This is a genomic window from Streptosporangium minutum, from assembly GCF_002149035.1.
Classification (GTDB): Bacteria; Actinomycetota; Actinomycetes; order Streptosporangiales; family Streptosporangiaceae; genus Streptosporangium; species Streptosporangium minutum.
Genome location: NZ_NGFP01000088.1, coordinates 1 through 15548, shown reverse-complemented (window position 1 = coordinate 15548; position 15548 = coordinate 1). Strand labels below are relative to the sequence as shown.

Here is a 15548-nt window from a genome sequence, read left to right as displayed (position 1 = left end):
GATGATCGTATGGAGCACGCTGAGATTGTCATCGGCCGGGACAAGCAGCTCGATCACGTGCTGATCCGGGTTCTCGGTCGTATGCATCCTGGCTGTACCGATTTCTGGGATGGGAACTGGCTGACCTCGCCGATCCATGTGCAGGTCGGAGGGTTCAGGGCCAGGATCGATGCAGGACTCCGGGTTGAGGAACTACGTGACTTCCGAGTGGCTTTGGAGCGCGTCCACGCGGACGTCAAGGGAAGTGCCGCCCTGTCCTCCCTTGAGCATTGGATAGAGCTCACCGTCGAATGTCATCGCACAGGCTCATTGTCGATCTCCGGTACCGTGGCCGACGCCCCCGGGCAGTGGAACACCCTTAACTTCGTGATCGAAGGCCTGGACCAGACAGACATCCCGCCGCTGGTGGACGCGCTCGTTGCCGCAGAGGAGCGATTCCCCGTCCTGGGACGCGGATAAGCGTTTCCTGGGAGCCGGCCAGTTGGACGATCATGAACCGAGGCGGACGGATCTGAACGGCCGGATCACCGGTAACCGGCGCGGCGAACTGATCCGGACGCCTGCGGACATCGTTCGGGGACCTACGGATTGCAAGGCGAGGTGTGCCGCTCGATCCAGGAGCGAAGCCGTTGGAGGGTTCCGGTCAGGTGGGTGCGGTCAATCCCCGTAGCAGTGCAACATCAGATCGGGCTCTGTACGCCAATTCAGCAGCAGCTTCCGCATGGCCGCCACCAACTCGCCCTGTACGTCATCGCCGGCGACTGCCTCCAGACGATCGACGTCAGCTTCAAGCGGGGGTAGGTCGCGGCGATCGAGAACGGTGTCCGCCCACGGGTCGAGCTGCCCGAGAATCGGTAGCCTGGTGCCCCCGGCACTGTTCACCAGCGACAGTAGCTTCTCCACCTCCACGTCCAGCAGCCAACCTCGCTGCTGCGCGATCTCCCACTCCTCGGCGTCGGCACGGCGGTGCTCACGGCGCTGGGCCCGGGTAGCCCGACGCAGGCTCTTCGGATGCGCCTGTGGAGGACGCAACACCAACAGCAGACCCATGCCAATGACGGTACTCGCAAGATCCGGCACATGCTCGAAATGATCTACTAGAGGGATCGCCGCTGATGGATGAGTTTCAGGCCACGATGGAGGAGCTCGCCAAGGAGCACAACCGGCAGGCCGCCGAGCTGCGTGACGTCTACGGCAAGCTCAGCGAGCTGACGGCGACCACGCCGTCGGAAGACCGCAGTCGGAAGACTGTAGTCGGAAGACCGGATGGTGGCCGTGACGGTCGGCTCGCAGGGGCAGGTGCAGGGCATCCAGCTTGACCCCCGGGTCTACCGGAAGCTGTCGCCGTCGGAGCTGTGGCGGTCGGAGCTGTCGCGGTCGCCCCTGGAACAGATCGGTGTGGGGGCGGCCGAGGTCTCGGCGGAGACACAGCGGCTCGTGGGCCCCCTCGTGCCGGAGGGCCTGCCGTACGAGGAGATCTTCGGGGAGGGGGCGAGTTTCGAGTCGTCCCTGCCCCAGCCTTCGAAACTGCCGTCGGAGGAGCGTGGATGATGGCCGGTCCGGCGCGACCCGAGGTCAGCCCTCGGCGGGGACGACCTTGACGTAACCGTTGCTCCAGAAGGTGAGGCCCTCGAACGCCTCCTGCGGGCTTGCCCGCCTGCTGCTCGCCATAGTGTCGATCATGTCCTGGATGTCGGGCGAGCTACCCGTCAACTCGCCCGCCTCGGTCAGCTCGATCGTTCCTAAGACCCTGTCGGTGTCTACCGCCACGACTTCCAGCACCCGTCTCGTCATAGTCGAAGCATCCGTTCCGTGGCCGGCGTTGATCTCTGGGGTTGCGATCCGGATCACTCCTCCGAGGCGAGAGGGCTTCTCTCGGGGCGTGTGATCACCTTAGGCATCACCCGTGCGGGCATCGGCATCCTTGGCTCCGTCCCGACCGCGTTCCTCTCGATCATATCGAGCTGGGAGAGCATGGTGTGGTACCAGTCCAATCGTCCCCGTCGTTCGAACTCCCTTTTCATCCTGGGATCTTTGAGCACCCGCGTGATGCCCTGGACGTCCTCCGGGCTGAGCGGGTTGGGCCTCCCGACGTAGATCTGGTGGGCGCCGTCGGGTGTGAGCTCACCACGGACGAACTGGGTTCCGAATTCCCCTTTGGGAGCCCAAATTCTGGGGTCTTCGAACGAGAGGTTGTGGTCGATCCCGATGACCCCCAGCCTCTGGCCGGTGGGCGATCTCAGTTCCGGGTCAGAACTCAGAAACCAGTTGAAGGAGTGACGATCAGGGTTGGTGATCAGCACGTCGAGCAGACTGATGCGCATGCCGCTCCGCGTCAACTCGGGTCTCGTCGGCACCTCTTCCGCTGGTAACGCCGCTCTGTGCTGTCCCTCCTTGAACTCCTGATAGACGACTCTGTCGTCGGCCCGGTAAACCCCGGGGACGTCGGCCCCCAAGGATTTCCCCACTATCGCAGCCAGCACCTCGGCGTCTGCCTCTCGCGAGATCGCCAGGACCTTTCGGATCATGTGGGAGCCGTCGTTGAACGTCCATTTCTCTACCAGCACGGACCAGGTCGGCCTTACGCCGTCCACCCCCCCGGTTTTGCCGCCCAGCAGTACGGGCTCTCCGGCGATGCCGGAATGGATTCCACGGTCCAGCCACGGCGGTATGCGGGGCTCTCGCTCCCTTGCCGTTGTCAATTCGGCGAGCAGCTCCGCCACCCGGGGTGACGCGGGACCGTCCCCATCGGGGTGAGGGTCATCCGCCCCTCTCGGAGCGGAGGCGTCGTCTGCCATCTCTTTGGGGGTGGGGTGCGCGGAGGCGTCGTCTTCCCGAGGGCGCAGGCCTGCTGTCTTGTCGTCTTCCCGAGGGCGCAGGCCTGCTGTCTTGTCGTCTTCCCGAGGGCGCAGATCTGCTGTCTTGTCGTCTTCCCGAGGGCGCAGATCTGCTGTCTTGTCGTCTTCCCGAGGGCGCAGGCCTGCTGTCTTGTCGTCTTCCCGGGGTCGCAGCTGTGCTGTCTTGTCGTCCGGAGGCACACCGCGACCTGAATCCGAGGATCGGGGAGGGTCCGCAGGGGGAGGCGCCCCGTCCCCGGGCCCCCGTGGCGGGACGGCACCGGACGCGGCGGGATCGTGCGGGGCCGAACCGGTCTGTGACGCATCGCGGGACGCTGGGACGGGTGCCTCGTGTGGCTGCGCGGAGGTCGAGGGATCGTTGGCCAGGTGGGGGGCGTCCTTCGGCGGTCCGGAAGGCGAATCCGGGTTGAGCATCCGATCTATGTAACCCGGCGCAGGCCGCTCCCCGGTCAATGCGGGCGTGTCCGGACGGGCTCCAGCGGCCGCCGGCGCATCGGTGCGAGGGGCGGCCGTGTCCGGACGGGCCGCGACGAGGGTATCGGGGCGAGGGGCAGCAGGAGTGTCGGGACGTGCGGCGGGAGTGTCGGGACGTGCGGCGGGAGTGTCGGGGCGTGCGGCGGCGGGGGCGCCCGCTTGTGTGTCCGGGCGGGCGCGGGGAGCCGCCGGCGCCTGCGTGTCTCCGGGCGGGCGGGCAGGCACGCCCGTTCCGCTGTGGGTCGGCTGGCCCTGCGGAGGTCCGGGCCTGTCCCCGGCGATCACTTCTGAGCCGATGGGGGACGGCGTCGCCGGATCGGGGTGCGCGGTGTCGTGGAGGATGGAGGCGACGACCGTCGAGTCGGCCGCGTTGGGATGGGGCGGCGTCACCCTGGCGGAACCGTCTGGAGCCATGGCCGGATGGAGCCCGGCGGGCACCGGGTCGTTCCCGGTGAGGGCGATGGGCGGGGACGGGTCACCACCGGCGCCGTGGCGGCCGCCCGGGGCGGCGGGGTCTCCCATTTCCGGGAAGTGGCCGACCGGGCTGGACAGGCCGTTGACACCGTGACGGCCGGTCGGGGTGATGAGGTGGCCGTCGGCACCCCCCAGAAAGCCGGCGGTGGCGCTCTTGGCGAGCATCTCCCAGCTCAGCTGACCGTTCGCCGCCAGCATCGGCACGGCGGCGGTGGTGTTGGCCATCATGCTCTGCGTCGCCATGCCCCACGCCGAGTTGTCCAGGAAAGCGGCGGTCTTCTCCCTTCCCGTCATCGCCAGACGCTCCACCGTCTCGCTCGCCATGCGCGCGCCGCCCAGCTTGTTGATCACCACGCCCAATCCGGTGAACGTCAGTCCCGCCAGCGCGCCGCCGGCCAGTGACATGCCTGTCTTGAGCCAGTCCCAATCCTCCCGCCGCCCACTGGCCATCTGTATGGTCTGGATGAGCCCGTCCATCCCGACCATCACCCCGGTGAACAAGGCGATGTTGCGCAGCAGCCGCATGGCGATCTGCCGCACGGTCATCTGCGTCAGCCTGCACGCCATGGGGATCAGGCTCAGCGACCTCCCGAACGACGGTGCGGCCAGGGCGACGAAGTAGGTGATCTGCATTCCCAGCAGGATCAGGGACAGCAGAATCATGTATTTGGCGTACTCGATCTCCAGGCCCATCGCGTTGAGCTGTTCGCCTGCCCGCTCGCACCCCTGCTTCAGACGGCACAACGGGCGCGGGTCGACCGTGGTGAACGTCTTCCAATATTCCTTGAATGCGTCGGAGGCCGGCCCGTCCATGCATTTGCACACGTTGAGGCAGGCATCGTCGCCGTCCTCCATCAGGACCGCGATCGCCTCGGCAACCTCCCGGTAGGCGTCGGACAGCTGGAAACAGCGCTCCTCGTCACCCTCCGGCCAGTCCATTCCGACGATCCAGCCCACGTAAGGCCGCACGATGGCAGGGACCAGTGCTTCAAGGTGGCTGTCCATCTCAGGTCACGGCCTTATCGTGCTCTGCCTCTCGACCTCTTCATAGCGTGCCGCCATCACGTCGAGACCACGCTTGATGTCGTGTAACGCCTCGACGGACTCATCCAGCTTTTGGAGGATGGCCGTCATGAGCGGCACGTAGCCCTCCTCGAACTGCTTGCCGTACTGATCGTGGCCCCAGGGGGAACTCCCGGCGGCCAGTGCGGCCCTGAGTCGCCCCTTGGCGCCCTCGAGCGTCGTGCCCGCGGCGGTGAAGGCGGTGGCACGTTGCCGGAGCGCCTGTGGGTCCACTTCGTATCCGTCGTAGATCGCCATTCAGCTCTGTTCCGGTGCTCGTCCGGTCGATCGGGCGGCGGCCGTCTGTTCTCGTCCGCCGACGGCAGGGACGCCGTGACACCATTGGTCTTTCACGGTGCATCCTCCATGAGAGGCTTCGGCCGGGAACGGCGCCGCCGATCGATGACCATAATCTATGAAAGATCTGTCCGCGTCACCGTGGAACAGATCACGTTTTCAAATAAGCAAATCCTCGCGGAGAAGGCCGACTCCGCTTTCACCGCGGTCTCATCAGCCGGTTTCCGGACCGGCGAGGGCCGGAGGAATGCGGTCTGCGTCAGGCGCGCACTGCCGAAACATCGGCGATGAGGCGGAAGTCGGCAAGGAAAGCGCGTGTGTCTGCGGTTAAGGCTGTCAGCTGTTCTCCCGCCTCCAGCAGGTCACGACGGAGGTTTCCCAGCACGGCCGGCCAACGGTGTGCTCCTGCCCTGAGCGCGAGCCGTCAGGAGGTGGGTCTGATGCGTGAGTGCCGCGCCTGGAACCAGTCGGTGGCGATGTCGGTTTCTGTGATCCGTCCGATGAGCGCCAAGGCGGAGCTGATGCTCTCGTATTGTTCCACGCGATCGTCGAGGACGCCGTCATCGGTGATCTGGAAGCGCAGTCCGTCCATCAGGTGATCGAGCGCGTGCGGGTCGTCGCCGAACCGCTCCTCCGGCCAGGTCGGCTCGAAGGAGACGATCATGCGCCCGTCGCGGGCGTATTTGAAGTATTCCCTGCCTTGGATGTCCATGCTCAGGCTGAGGGCCTGACGACCGTCGTCGGTGATGGACAGCAGGAACGCGTCGTCGGAACGCGCCGGCACGATGCCGATCCAGCCGTTGACCTCGGCCACCCAGTCGGAGCCGTCGTCGATGTTGTGGTCGAGGATCTCGCTCAGGTAGCAGGGAGTGCGGGTGTCAGGGTCCAGGTGGAGGGTCGGAGCGAGGGTGTCGAGGTCCGCGCCCTTGATCCAGAGGGCGCTGAATCCCAGCGCCCACAGGTCCATCTCGGCATCGAGCCCCTCGGTGAAGATGGTCGAGACCAGAAGGTCGTGCAGGTAGGTCGGTGACCGCATGGCCGCCTCTCGAAGGAGGGGGTATCCCGCGGGACGCCCCGCACAGCGCGTCCGGACCGTGTCCGAGGAGATTACATCGTGATCATCTGGGCTCGCCGCAGCAGGCGTGAGCCTCACCCAGGCCGGTCAGCCGATCTCGGTGCGGGTAGGCGGCGGGGGTCGACATCATCGGCAAAATAGATCATGACACCTTCGGGGGGCATTCCGGTGGGAGATACCCAAGGAGTTCGGCGCCTGGCCGGCCGTCCGCAACCGCTTCCGGCGGTGCAGGGACGCCGGCGTCTTCGCTGCCCTTCTCCGGGCCGGCAAGGCGTCCGAACCTGTCGTGAGGGAAAGCGGCGGACCTGGGCGATGCCGCCGGGCCCGCTTGGAGAGGAGGCGCCAAGCCTCGTCCTCCGACGGCACCCGCAATGAATGTTTCACCAGAAGCCGCTACCGGACTTCCGACGGACGGACCCCGCCGCCTCGTCGAAGAGCTGCGAAACGCGCATCCCGGAGGGGCCCGATGCCCCGCTCCGGACGCCCTGTGGACACGCTCCCATATCCCAAGAGAGCGCTCTCTTCTATCCTTGTCCAATGGAACTAGCGGAGATCCGCACCTACCCCGTCAAGTCCACCAAAGGCATCCCCCGCCTATCCGCCCGAGTCCTCCCCTGGGGTCTGGAAGGCGACCGCCGCTGGGCCGTGGTGGACCCGCTGGGAGAAGCGATCTGGGTAGGCGAACACCCCCGGCTCCTCTCGGTTTCGGCCGTCGAAACCCCCGAAGGCGACCTCCGCCTGTCGGCGAAGGGCATGGACGGGCTCAAGGTCCCCCCGGCCACCGGCGACACGATCCCGGTAGGTTCCTCCGACCTCGACCGAGCCGACCTCGACCGAGCCGTCCTCGCCCACGCCGACGCCCATGAATGGTTCACCCGCCTGCTCGGCAAGCCCGCCCGCCTCATCTGGCTGGACGACCCCGGACGCCGGACCGTCACCGGGGAACCCGGCGGCCTCTGGGACGCCCCCCTCCACCTGGTCTCCAGGAGTTCGCTCCAGCGCCTGGACGACTGGATCGCCGAAGGCGCCATGGAACGCCAGGAGCACCCCCCGGCCCCCCTCGACGTCGCCCGCTTCCGGCCCAACGCCGTCATCGACGGCGCGGAACCCTTCGCGGAGGACGCCTGGACGTCGGTCCGCATCGGTGAGATCGACTTCCGCGTCTCGGAGTTGTGCGACCGCTGCGCCGCCACCATCTGGGACCCGGCCACGCAGGAACGCGGCAAGGAACCCCTGAGAACCCTGGCCGAACACCGCCGCTGGGACGGAAAGACCTGGTTCGGCATCCGCCTGGTGCCCAGGAATCTCGGCGAGCTGAGAGTCGGCGACGGAGTCCGGCCAGGCTAGCCGCGAGCGCGGCGGGCTCGGTGCGCGGCTTGGCGGCACGGGGTGCCGCAGTGGCGGGCGGGCCGGTGGCGGCCGTGGTGATGGGGCGCCGGCATACCGCCGGGACCGTCCGCGCCATGGACTGGACCCGCCAGCGCCTGGCCCCGAGCGCCGCGCGCGAACACCAACGTCACGTGGCGGACTACCGGCACGCCGCCCACCAGGCCGGTCTCACCGAATCCACACGAGCCGACCGGCGGGGTCGGCGAGGACCTGGACGTTCATGCCGTGGCGTCTGCGCTTGCCGGAGGAGTACGGCCGCTGGTCGGCGAGGCGGTCGACGGGGACGCTGTGCCGTCGAGGACGGCGCAGGCACTAGCGAATGGTCTGGATCCGCGCGGTCGCGGTCGCCACAGCCACCGTCCTGCCGTCGGGGCCGATGAGCTCACCGGCGAGAAAGCACACCTCCTTGCCGCGCTGCACGATCCGTCCGCGCCCCAGAAGCCGTCCGGGGCGGGCGGGCCGGAGGAACTGAACATGAAGATCGAGAGTCGGCGCGAACTGGTCCTCCGGCAACGTCGCGACCAGCGCCGGCCCCAAGGTGTCATCGAGCATCGCGGCCAGGAACCCGCCCTGGATCACACCGGCGGGGTTCACGAACTGATCACCCGCCTGAAACGCCACCTCGACAGTCCCCTGCTCCGGATCCACCCCAACCAGTTCCCAGCCCAAAGTCACCGCTGCAGGCGGCGGCGGGACCCGCCCCGCCTGCACATCCCAGAACAGCCCACGTCTTTCCGTGTCCATCGCCATGAGCCACATTGAACAAGCCGCCACCGACAACTTCGGGAGGCGGCTCCCCCGCGCCTGCGTTGCCCCACAAGATCGGCAGGCGGCCCACCGCCAACCACATCGGAGCCACGCGTCTATGCGGATTCGCCGCTCCGGCGAGTCAGCCGCCGTACGAGGCGCGAGACCGCCCATGCCTGGAGCCAGCCCGCGCCCATGAGAAGCAGGACGAGCACGATCGGATCCGTCAGCCCGATCGGCAGCAGGTCCCACGCCTGCCAGACCAACCAGCCGAGGGGGAACGTGAGGTACATGAGCGCCACCCCGGACAGCAGGATCGGATCCTGTACGGTCAGCAGGACCACGATCGAGTAGATGCCCAGAGCCAGCACCAGACCGGAGTAGGCGAGAGCAAGGCAGCCGACGGAACCGAGCTTGTGGGGCTTCGTCATTCCGGCTCCATGCTTCGACGTGGACAAGAGCGCCGAGTGTACTCACGTCTTGCAGAACCTGATGGAAGCCATGATCGGTGAGGCCGCCGCCCGCGGGCAGGCGGGCCTCGACCTGGTCGGCGTGGACTCCACGACGGCTCGCGCCCACCGTCACACCGCGGGGACGGCACTCGATCCGGCGCCGCCACAGGAGTCGGAGAAGGCGGCCGAGAGGGAAAAGGGATTCACGAAAAGGGACAAAAGCTCAAGGGGCGGAGCCGGGCGAGGACAGGCGAGGACAGGGAAGACAGACGTGCTGGACGCCGGCGGTCGAGGCGACGGCGCCGGGCTCTCCATGCGAGGCGCCATCCTATGGATCCGAAGCCTTGGCCCCTCCTGAAGATCCGGACTCAGAACAAGCCCTGACGCTCACGCTCGGCGCCTCGGGCCCCGGATCCTCGGTACTCTCGCCGGGGTTCCGGTCGCGAGGGGCGAGGGGTACGGCGTCGCCGCGATCCGCACCGGCATGGGCCAGGCGCTCGCCGTGGTCGTCGAGAACGTCACTGGAGGAGCAGCGTGAGCAGAGCGCAGATCTTCGCATCGCCGTACGAGGCGGTGAGCGTCGTCAAGGATGGCGACACCGTCCTGGTGGGCGGCTTCGGATTCGCCGGCATGCCGTTCGACCTGATAGACGCCTTGATCCGGCACGGCGCGGGCGGCCTCACCATCGTGTCCAACAACGCCGGCAACGGCGACGTGGGCCTGGCCGCCCTGCTGAAGGCCGGCCGGGTGCGGAAAGTCATGTGCTCCTTCCCCCGGCAGGCCGACTCCTACGTCTTCGACGACCTCTACCGCCGCGGGGAGATCGAGCTCGAGGTCGTCCCGCAGGGCAACCTCGCCGAGCGGATGCGGGCGGCCGGGGCGGGCATCGGGGCGTTCTACTGCCCGACAGGCGTCGGCACGCCGCTTGCCGAGGGCAAGGAGACCCGCACGATCGACGGGCGCGACTACGTCCTCGAGTACCCGATCAAGGGTGATGTCGCCCTGATCTCCGCTCACATCGCCGACACGACGGGCAACCTCGTCTACCGCAAGACCGCTCGGAACTTCGGCCCGGTGATGGCCACGGCCGCCACGACGACCGTCGTCCAGGTCTCGTCGATCGTGGACGCGGGGCAGATCGATCCGGAGGTCGTCGTCACCCCGAGCATCTACGTCGACCGCGTGGTCCGGGTCGAGCCGCGTCACTACACCGTGCAGGGAGCCCGCTGATGCCGCTCAATCCCGACCAGCTCGCGGCCCGGGTCGCGCAGGACATCGAGCCGGGCAGTTTCGTCAACCTCGGCATCGGTCAGCCCACCAAGGTCGCCGACCACCTTCCGGCCGAGATCGGCGTCGTCCTCCACACCGAGAACGGCATGCTGGGCATGGGCCCCGCGGCTGTCGGCGACGAGGCCGACCCCGACCTCACCAATGCCGGCAAGGTGCCCGTCACCGAGCTGCCCGGAGCCGCGTACTTCCACCACGCGGACTCCTTCGCCATGATGCGGGGCGGCCACCTCGACGTGTGCGTCATGGGCGCCTTCCAGGTCTCGGCGAGCGGTGACCTCGCCAACTGGGACACCGGCGCGCCCGGCGCGATCCCCGCCGTCGGCGGCGCGATGGATCTGGCGATCGGCGCCAAGCGGGTCTACGTGATGATGACGCTCTTCGCGAGGAACGGCAGCCCGAAACTCGTGCCCGCCTGCACCTACCCCCTCACGGGTGTCGGCTGTGTCAGCCGTGTCTACACCGACCACGCCGTATTCGAGATCACCCCCGATGGCGTCCGCGTGCTCGAGTCGTTCGGCACTTCCGTCGAGGAGCTCCGCGCCCGGCTGGAAGTCCCGCTCGCGGACGGCGTCCGCTGACCGCTCCCGTCCGCCGGTCACGAGGGGGCGCGATGCCCGCGAACGATCCCTCTGCGGCCCAGGTTCCCAGCCGTCCGCCGGTTCCGTCTGGTGCCCGTTCAGACGGAACCGGCGCGATCGGCCTCGATCGCGCCGGCGGATCCGGACCTGGGCGGCCGTCCCTTCACGACCCCCACGCTGTGGGCCGCGATCCAGTACCTGATGCCCGGTGAGGACGCCCCCGAGCACCGCCACACCCGGCACGCCTTCCTCAGGGAGTACCCCGACGGGCTGCGCGAGCGCGCGGTCCGAACGGTCTTCGAGACCGGGGCGCGTTTCCCCAGGTGGGCCTGGAGCTTTCGAAGGTTCGCGGAACGGTTTCGCGTCCTTCGAGGCAGGCGACGGGGTGGTCAGCGATGTCAGGGTGTGGCACCATGCGGTCTATGACGACCCGAAAGGCCGATGCCGCGTAGACGGCCGCGTGCCCTGCGCGCGCACCTGTGGGCGAACCGCCGACGCTACCGCCCAGCTCCCAGAGTTCCCGGCATCTCCGGCCGGACCCATGCGGCCATCGCACGGATCGAGTTCCAGCACCAGTACTTGGGATCCGGATCCGTTGCGGGAGCCCTCGCCGAATACCGGCGATTCCTCCGCCAGCCCGGCCGCTACCTCTACCTGCCTCTGCCGGCTTGCCCCTGCTGCGACCCGCTGGAAGCCCGGGACATCCTGGAATACGCCCTGCGGCGTCTCCGACGCTCAGCCAGGACAGAGCTTTCACGGACTGTGGCGAGGCTGGACGAGGAGTTCCACCGCCGCACGCTCCCCGACCCCCGGCCGCATCGCCACCCGGGACGCTTCGGCGGGTGGTGGTATCACCGCATCCACGAACGATGATCACCTCCGTGCATGGCGGAGGGTCCCGGCGTTAACCGGGACCCTCCGTTTCCACGGTGTTCCTACGGCGTCTCACGCGGCGAGCGCGTCCATGATGCGCTGGTCGCCCCCGTCGCCGTGCCCGTGCTCGCGCGGAACACTGGCTGCACGTCTTGCCCGTGCTCGCGCCGGACACCGGCCGCACGTCCGCGATGCGCTCCTCCACGCGCGGGGCAGCCCCGCGAGGCAGTGCTTCGCCGGGCTGCCGCTCACCATCGAGGCTAGTCGCCGACGCGGTTAGCCATCGGAGCCGCCGTTGCAGTACTGCTGGTCCCACCTTGCCGTCCTGTAGTCGTAGCAGTAGTAGCAGCCGTCATCTCTCCACTTGCACAGGTTGGGGTTGGAGGTGAGGGTGCCGTGCTGGGCCGACGCGCATGCGCCTGGCCCGGCGGCCTGCGCGGTCCCGGTGACGGTTCCGGTGACGATGAGCGTGGACGCCGCCAGCGCGACGGCGAAGAGCAAACGCTTGAGCATCAGAGATCACTCCCTGAGGTGAGGACCGAACCCCGATTGACGGGGATGACGAGCGTCGGTTCCGGGTCCCGGGATACACCGATGCGGCGCTGAACATCACTCACACTAATCGCGTCGTCAGATGAAATCGCCCAGCCAGAGGCAAAAAGTTACTTCTGTCGCATCGCTACATAAATACGACTATCCGCATCTACTAGAGAAAAGTGGCATTGAACCCCAGCCGGTCGCTGTCAGCCCTCGACCTGCGAATTCGTACCGCCAACGGAATCGCGGACGGACTTCCCCGCAGATTTCAATGCGGCGCCACGGGGACGGAAAATGACAGGCAAGGAAATAGCAACATTGTCGGCAGGCTCCCGGGAGAAAAGACACGGAAAGCGCTCATGCACAACAGGATGGGGCGGCTCTGTCGTCCGGCTGCCCCGGACTGTGGCCTCATCCGGCTGCCCCGGACTGTGGCCTCGTCCGGCTCAAGCCCGATGCGAGCCGCGATCTCCGCGGCTTTCACGGTCTCACTCCTCAGAGCGAAGCAGGCATCCGGCTGAGCGACCGGCCAGGCGTGAAAGACCTCGATCGAGCGCACCTCCACCACGGGAACCTCGAATCCCGCAGGCCGCGCCACGGTTCCGCACGGTGCCACGAAGGTCGCCGGACACCTGCCTGTCGCGCCCCACCTCCACTGGGCAAGGCCTGACCGCACCAATTTGATCGTGAGTAGCCTTCATATTTCTGTCGCGCCGGATTATGCTCTGGGCAGTCCTGAAGTGGATCACGCGGAGGTGCCCCATGAGGAAAATGCCCATACGCCACAAGAGTTCCCTGCGCCTGCTGTCCGGCGCCCGCCGGCTCTGGATCGAGTGGTGCTGGTAGCTGCCGACACGGCGGGCGCTCCCGGGCGCCCGCCCCTGCGGCGATCGGCCCGGCCGTGACCGGCGAGCCGGACGGCTACGACTGCCACCGCGACCACGGGCCGTACGCCGGGGTCGCCGCTTTCCTCGGCCGGATCGCCGCCGAGCGGCCCCGTCTGGCGTCCCCCCACAAGGTGGAGCTGCACGCCATCGCGCCCTGGCTCGACCACGCGGCACGACCGGCCGCCGAGGAGGAGCCGATCCGGTTCCATCCCGCCCGCCGCACCGCCTGCCTGGCCTACGGCGCGGCGGAGTTCGTGGCGGCCTGGGCTGGCACGCTCCGGCACCCGGTCACGGTCCGGTTCGACCACGTCGGCAGTGCCGACGAGACCACCCGCGAGCTGCTGGACGTGCTGATCCGCCGGATCGGGTCGTCCCCGGTGCGCCTGGACCTGCGCGACGGCGGCGCCCCCCGGCCGGTGGCGGCCGACCCGGCGCCGGAGGCGATGCGTACGGCCCTGGGCGACAGCCTGGCCCGCGGCTTCTATCATCACGCGGCCCGGATCGCCCGGCGCGGGCGCGCCACGGTTACCCCGGACGGCGACCTGCGGCACTGGTGGGCGTTCACCACCGGCCTGGCCACCGCCCTGGCGGCGCTGGACCGCGCCGCCGAAGCGCTCGACCTCTACCACGAGGCGCGCGCCGCCACCGACGACCCGAAGATCACCATGTCGGCCGCGTACGCAACCGCCATGCTGTACGCCAGACACCTGTCGGCGGCCGATCAGGACCCGGCGCAGGCGCGGCACTGGCTGGAACAGGCACTCCACCTCGCCGCCGGACTGAACGACCCGCGGCAGCGGGTGCTGTCCACCGTCTTCTACGAGCAGGGGCTGGCGCTGCTGGACGCCAAGGCGGGTGAGCCCGCCCGTGCGCTGCGGCTGATCGACGACGGGCTGGCCCGGCTGACGGCGGTGCTCACCCCCGGCGAGCGCCCGCAGGACCTGGCCCGGCTACGCCACAACCGGGCGCAGGTGCATCTGGCCCTAGGCGATCCGGCACAGGCCCTGGCCGACCTCGACACCGTGATCGCACACGACCCCGACAACTGCGAGTACTACGTGGACCGGGCCGCCCTGCACCGTGCGGCGGGCCGGTCCCAGGCCGCGATCAGGGACTACGGCACCGCGATCCACCTGGGGCCGCACCTGCCCGAGGCGTACTACAACCGGGCCGTGCTTCAGCAGGAGCGGGGCCGCCTCGAACGGGCGCGGGACGACCTGGAGCGCGCGCTCGCCGTTGACCCCGGACACCTCGACGCCCGGATCGCCCTGGTCAACCTGCAGGCGGAGCGCGGCGCGTTCGACGCGGCCGAGGCACACGCGCGGGCCGGGCTGGCGCTGGCCCCGCAGGAGCCCGCGCTGCTGTGCACCCTCGGACTGATCCGCTCGGAGCGCGGCAGCCTCGCCGAGGCCGACGAGCTGCTCACCCGGGCCCTGGACGGGGATCCGGAGCTGGTCGAGGCATGGACGAACCGGGCCGCCGTCCGGTTCGAACGCGGCGACGTGGCCGCCGCCGTGGCCGACCTGGACCGGGCGGTGGCGCTGTCGGCAGCGCCGGTGCCCCGCTACAACCGGGGTACGGCGCTGATGCGGCTGAAGCGGTGGGACGAGGCCGCCCGCGACTTCGCCCACGCGCTCGACCAGCCCGGCCTGGACCGGGCGCTCCGGCGCGACCTGCGCGCGGAACTGGCCCGCTGCCGTCGCGCCATGGCCGGTTGACCGCCGGCCAGGGCGAGAACCTCGGCGGGTTCCATCCCAGACCGGACGCCTTTGATCGTCGCGATCCGGGCCGATGACCCGGATCCCCTGCGATCCATGGCCGGCGTTTCCCAGCTGAGAGGGTTCTCGCTGGCAGGAGAGTTATTTGTTAAGAAACTTGACAGTTGCGCTGCTGGTCCCGACCATGTAACCACGCGGATCCGTGCACTCATCCAGAAGCTCACTGGCGGGAGAATCCACCGGCCTTGCCAGTGCGCCATCACCCGTACCCTCACCCCCCTCGATCGGCGCAGAGGCTCCGATCGCTCCTGGTTCGGGAGACCTTCATGCGTAACCGAACATCGCGTCTGCTGATGCTGGCAGTGTCGTTACTGCTGGCGACCGTGGGCGCCCTCGTCACCCAGACGCCGGCCAACGCGGCCAACCTGCTCGTGAATCCGGACTTCGAGACCGGAACCCTCTCGCCCTGGTCCTGCGCCGGCGGGCTGGGATCAGTGGTCAGTTCGCCGGTCCGCTCCGGCACGAAGGCGCTCGCCGGCGCGGCGAGCGCCTCCGACACCGCCCAGTGCAGCCAGTCCGTGACCGTCCGGCCGAGCACCGCCTACACCTTGACCGCCTGGGTCCGCGGCAACTACGTATACCTCGGCGTGAACGGCGGCGGGTCCACCTGGACCTCGTCGGCGACGGCGTACACGCGGCTCACCGTCCCCTTCACCACCGCGGCCAACCAGACCACCGCCGTGATCTACCTGCACGGCTGGTACGGCCAGGGCGCCTACTACGCCGACGACATGAGCTTCGACGGTCCCGGAGCCTCCCCGTCCCCGACGCCTACAC

At 68.5% G+C, this 15548-nt stretch carries 16 protein-coding genes and 1 pseudogene; 8 read left to right on the top strand and 9 right to left on the bottom strand.

Annotated features, from left to right (window positions below):
- The first annotated feature begins 9 nt into the window (after window positions 1–9).
- Window positions 10–459: a WapI family immunity protein gene (locus CA984_RS19870; protein WP_086574548.1), complete on the top strand. Its 450-nt coding sequence runs from the start codon at window positions 10–12 to the stop codon at window positions 457–459.
- A 198-nt stretch (window positions 460–657) separates the two neighbouring features.
- Here the strand turns inward: CA984_RS19870 and CA984_RS19865 are convergent, their stop codons facing one another.
- Window positions 658–1050, bottom strand: coding sequence for a hypothetical protein (locus tag CA984_RS19865; RefSeq protein ID WP_086574546.1), 393 nt, complete (start codon window positions 1048–1050; stop codon window positions 658–660).
- Window positions 1051–1266: 216 nt separating this feature from the next.
- Here CA984_RS19865 and CA984_RS47995 point away from each other — a divergent pair, with 216 nt between their 5' ends.
- Entirely contained in the window at window positions 1267–1551 is a 285-nt protein-coding gene (locus CA984_RS47995) for a hypothetical protein (RefSeq protein ID WP_242676055.1), read from the top strand.
- 24 nt (window positions 1552–1575) lie between these two features.
- Here CA984_RS47995 and CA984_RS19855 read toward each other — a convergent pair whose 3' ends face one another.
- The 4 genes from CA984_RS19855 to CA984_RS19840 form a co-directional block, all read right to left on the bottom strand.
- Window positions 1576–1794 carry a hypothetical protein gene (locus tag CA984_RS19855; RefSeq protein ID WP_133061716.1) on the bottom strand — a complete coding sequence of 73 codons (219 nt, stop codon included), beginning with the start codon at window positions 1792–1794 and terminating at the stop codon, window positions 1576–1578.
- Between the two features lie 53 nt (window positions 1795–1847).
- Entirely contained in the window at window positions 1848–4811 is a 2964-nt protein-coding gene (locus CA984_RS19850) for a WXG100-like domain-containing protein (RefSeq protein WP_086574541.1), read from the bottom strand.
- A gap of 6 nt (window positions 4812–4817) precedes the next feature.
- Window positions 4818–5126: a WXG100 family type VII secretion target gene (locus tag CA984_RS19845; protein ID WP_086574539.1), complete on the bottom strand. Its 309-nt coding sequence runs from the start codon at window positions 5124–5126 to the stop codon at window positions 4818–4820.
- A gap of 463 nt (window positions 5127–5589) precedes the next feature.
- Window positions 5590–6201 carry a DUF6461 domain-containing protein gene (locus CA984_RS19840; protein WP_086574537.1) on the bottom strand — a complete coding sequence of 204 codons (612 nt, stop codon included), beginning with the start codon at window positions 6199–6201 and terminating at the stop codon, window positions 5590–5592.
- A gap of 576 nt (window positions 6202–6777) precedes the next feature.
- Between CA984_RS19840 and CA984_RS19830 the strand changes: the two genes are divergently transcribed.
- Window positions 6778–7587 carry an MOSC domain-containing protein gene (locus CA984_RS19830; protein WP_086574535.1) on the top strand — a complete coding sequence of 270 codons (810 nt, stop codon included), beginning with the start codon at window positions 6778–6780 and terminating at the stop codon, window positions 7585–7587.
- A 219-nt stretch (window positions 7588–7806) separates the two neighbouring features.
- Here CA984_RS19830 and CA984_RS44795 read toward each other — a convergent pair.
- From CA984_RS44795 to CA984_RS19820, 3 genes and pseudogenes are all read right to left on the bottom strand, one after another.
- Window positions 7807–7940, bottom strand: a pseudogene (locus CA984_RS44795) (IS5/IS1182 family transposase); the annotation flags it as partial.
- Window position 7941: 1 nt separating this feature from the next.
- The gene (locus CA984_RS19825) at window positions 7942–8379 is read right to left on the bottom strand and encodes a PaaI family thioesterase (protein ID WP_086574585.1); all 438 of its coding nucleotides are present in this window, start codon (window positions 8377–8379) and stop codon (window positions 7942–7944) included.
- 113 nt (window positions 8380–8492) lie between these two features.
- Window positions 8493–8807, bottom strand: a complete 315-nt coding sequence (locus tag CA984_RS19820) for an SCO4225 family membrane protein (protein ID WP_086574533.1) — start codon at window positions 8805–8807, stop codon at window positions 8493–8495.
- A 19-nt stretch (window positions 8808–8826) separates the two neighbouring features.
- On the opposite strand from CA984_RS19820, the gene CA984_RS19815 reads away from it, so the two are divergent.
- The 3 genes from CA984_RS19815 (at window position 8827) to CA984_RS19805 (ending at window position 10696) form a co-directional block, all read left to right on the top strand.
- A complete protein-coding gene (locus tag CA984_RS19815) occupies window positions 8827–9186 on the top strand; it encodes a hypothetical protein (RefSeq protein ID WP_086574531.1) in 360 nt (119 codons plus the stop codon).
- 176 nt (window positions 9187–9362) lie between these two features.
- A complete protein-coding gene (locus tag CA984_RS19810) occupies window positions 9363–10058 on the top strand; it encodes a 3-oxoacid CoA-transferase subunit A (RefSeq protein ID WP_086574529.1) in 696 nt (231 codons plus the stop codon).
- Window positions 10058–10696: a 3-oxoacid CoA-transferase subunit B gene (locus tag CA984_RS19805; RefSeq protein ID WP_086574527.1), complete on the top strand. Its 639-nt coding sequence runs from the start codon at window positions 10058–10060 to the stop codon at window positions 10694–10696. Before CA984_RS19810 ends, CA984_RS19805 begins: the two co-directional genes overlap by 1 nt.
- A 1149-nt stretch (window positions 10697–11845) precedes the next feature.
- On the opposite strand, the gene CA984_RS19790 is transcribed toward CA984_RS19805, so the two are convergent.
- Entirely contained in the window at window positions 11846–12082 is a 237-nt protein-coding gene (locus tag CA984_RS19790; protein WP_086574521.1) for a hypothetical protein, read from the bottom strand.
- Window positions 12083–13007: 925 nt separating this feature from the next.
- On the opposite strand from CA984_RS19790, the gene CA984_RS19780 reads away from it, so the two are divergent.
- Window positions 13008–14711 (top strand): tetratricopeptide repeat protein, encoded by a 1704-nt coding sequence (locus tag CA984_RS19780; protein WP_086574517.1) that lies wholly within the window; start codon window positions 13008–13010, stop codon window positions 14709–14711.
- A gap of 326 nt (window positions 14712–15037) precedes the next feature.
- Window positions 15038–15548: carbohydrate binding domain-containing protein (locus CA984_RS19775; RefSeq protein ID WP_207620945.1), on the top strand; the 511-nt coding region annotated here is incomplete at its 3' end.

Excerpts from the sequence above, each read along its gene's own strand:
- CA984_RS19870 (WP_086574548.1), top strand. The coding sequence starts at position 10 with ATGGAGCACGCTGAGATTGTCATCGGCCGGGACAAGCAGCTCGATCAC.
- CA984_RS19865 (WP_086574546.1), bottom strand. The coding sequence starts at position 1,050 with ATGGGTCTGCTGTTGGTGTTGCGTCCTCCACAGGCGCATCCGAAGAGC.
- CA984_RS47995 (WP_242676055.1), top strand. The coding sequence starts at position 1,267 with ATGGTGGCCGTGACGGTCGGCTCGCAGGGGCAGGTGCAGGGCATCCAG.
- CA984_RS19855 (WP_133061716.1), bottom strand. The coding sequence starts at position 1,794 with ATGACGAGACGGGTGCTGGAAGTCGTGGCGGTAGACACCGACAGGGTC.
- CA984_RS19850 (WP_086574541.1), bottom strand. The coding sequence starts at position 4,811 with ATGGACAGCCACCTTGAAGCACTGGTCCCTGCCATCGTGCGGCCTTAC.
- CA984_RS19845 (WP_086574539.1), bottom strand. The coding sequence starts at position 5,126 with ATGGCGATCTACGACGGATACGAAGTGGACCCACAGGCGCTCCGGCAA.
- CA984_RS19840 (WP_086574537.1), bottom strand. The coding sequence starts at position 6,201 with ATGCGGTCACCGACCTACCTGCACGACCTTCTGGTCTCGACCATCTTC.
- CA984_RS19830 (WP_086574535.1), top strand. The coding sequence starts at position 6,778 with ATGGAACTAGCGGAGATCCGCACCTACCCCGTCAAGTCCACCAAAGGC.
- CA984_RS19825 (WP_086574585.1), bottom strand. The coding sequence starts at position 8,379 with ATGGCGATGGACACGGAAAGACGTGGGCTGTTCTGGGATGTGCAGGCG.
- CA984_RS19820 (WP_086574533.1), bottom strand. The coding sequence starts at position 8,807 with ATGACGAAGCCCCACAAGCTCGGTTCCGTCGGCTGCCTTGCTCTCGCC.
- CA984_RS19805 (WP_086574527.1), top strand. The coding sequence starts at position 10,058 with ATGCCGCTCAATCCCGACCAGCTCGCGGCCCGGGTCGCGCAGGACATC.
- CA984_RS19790 (WP_086574521.1), bottom strand. The coding sequence starts at position 12,082 with ATGCTCAAGCGTTTGCTCTTCGCCGTCGCGCTGGCGGCGTCCACGCTC.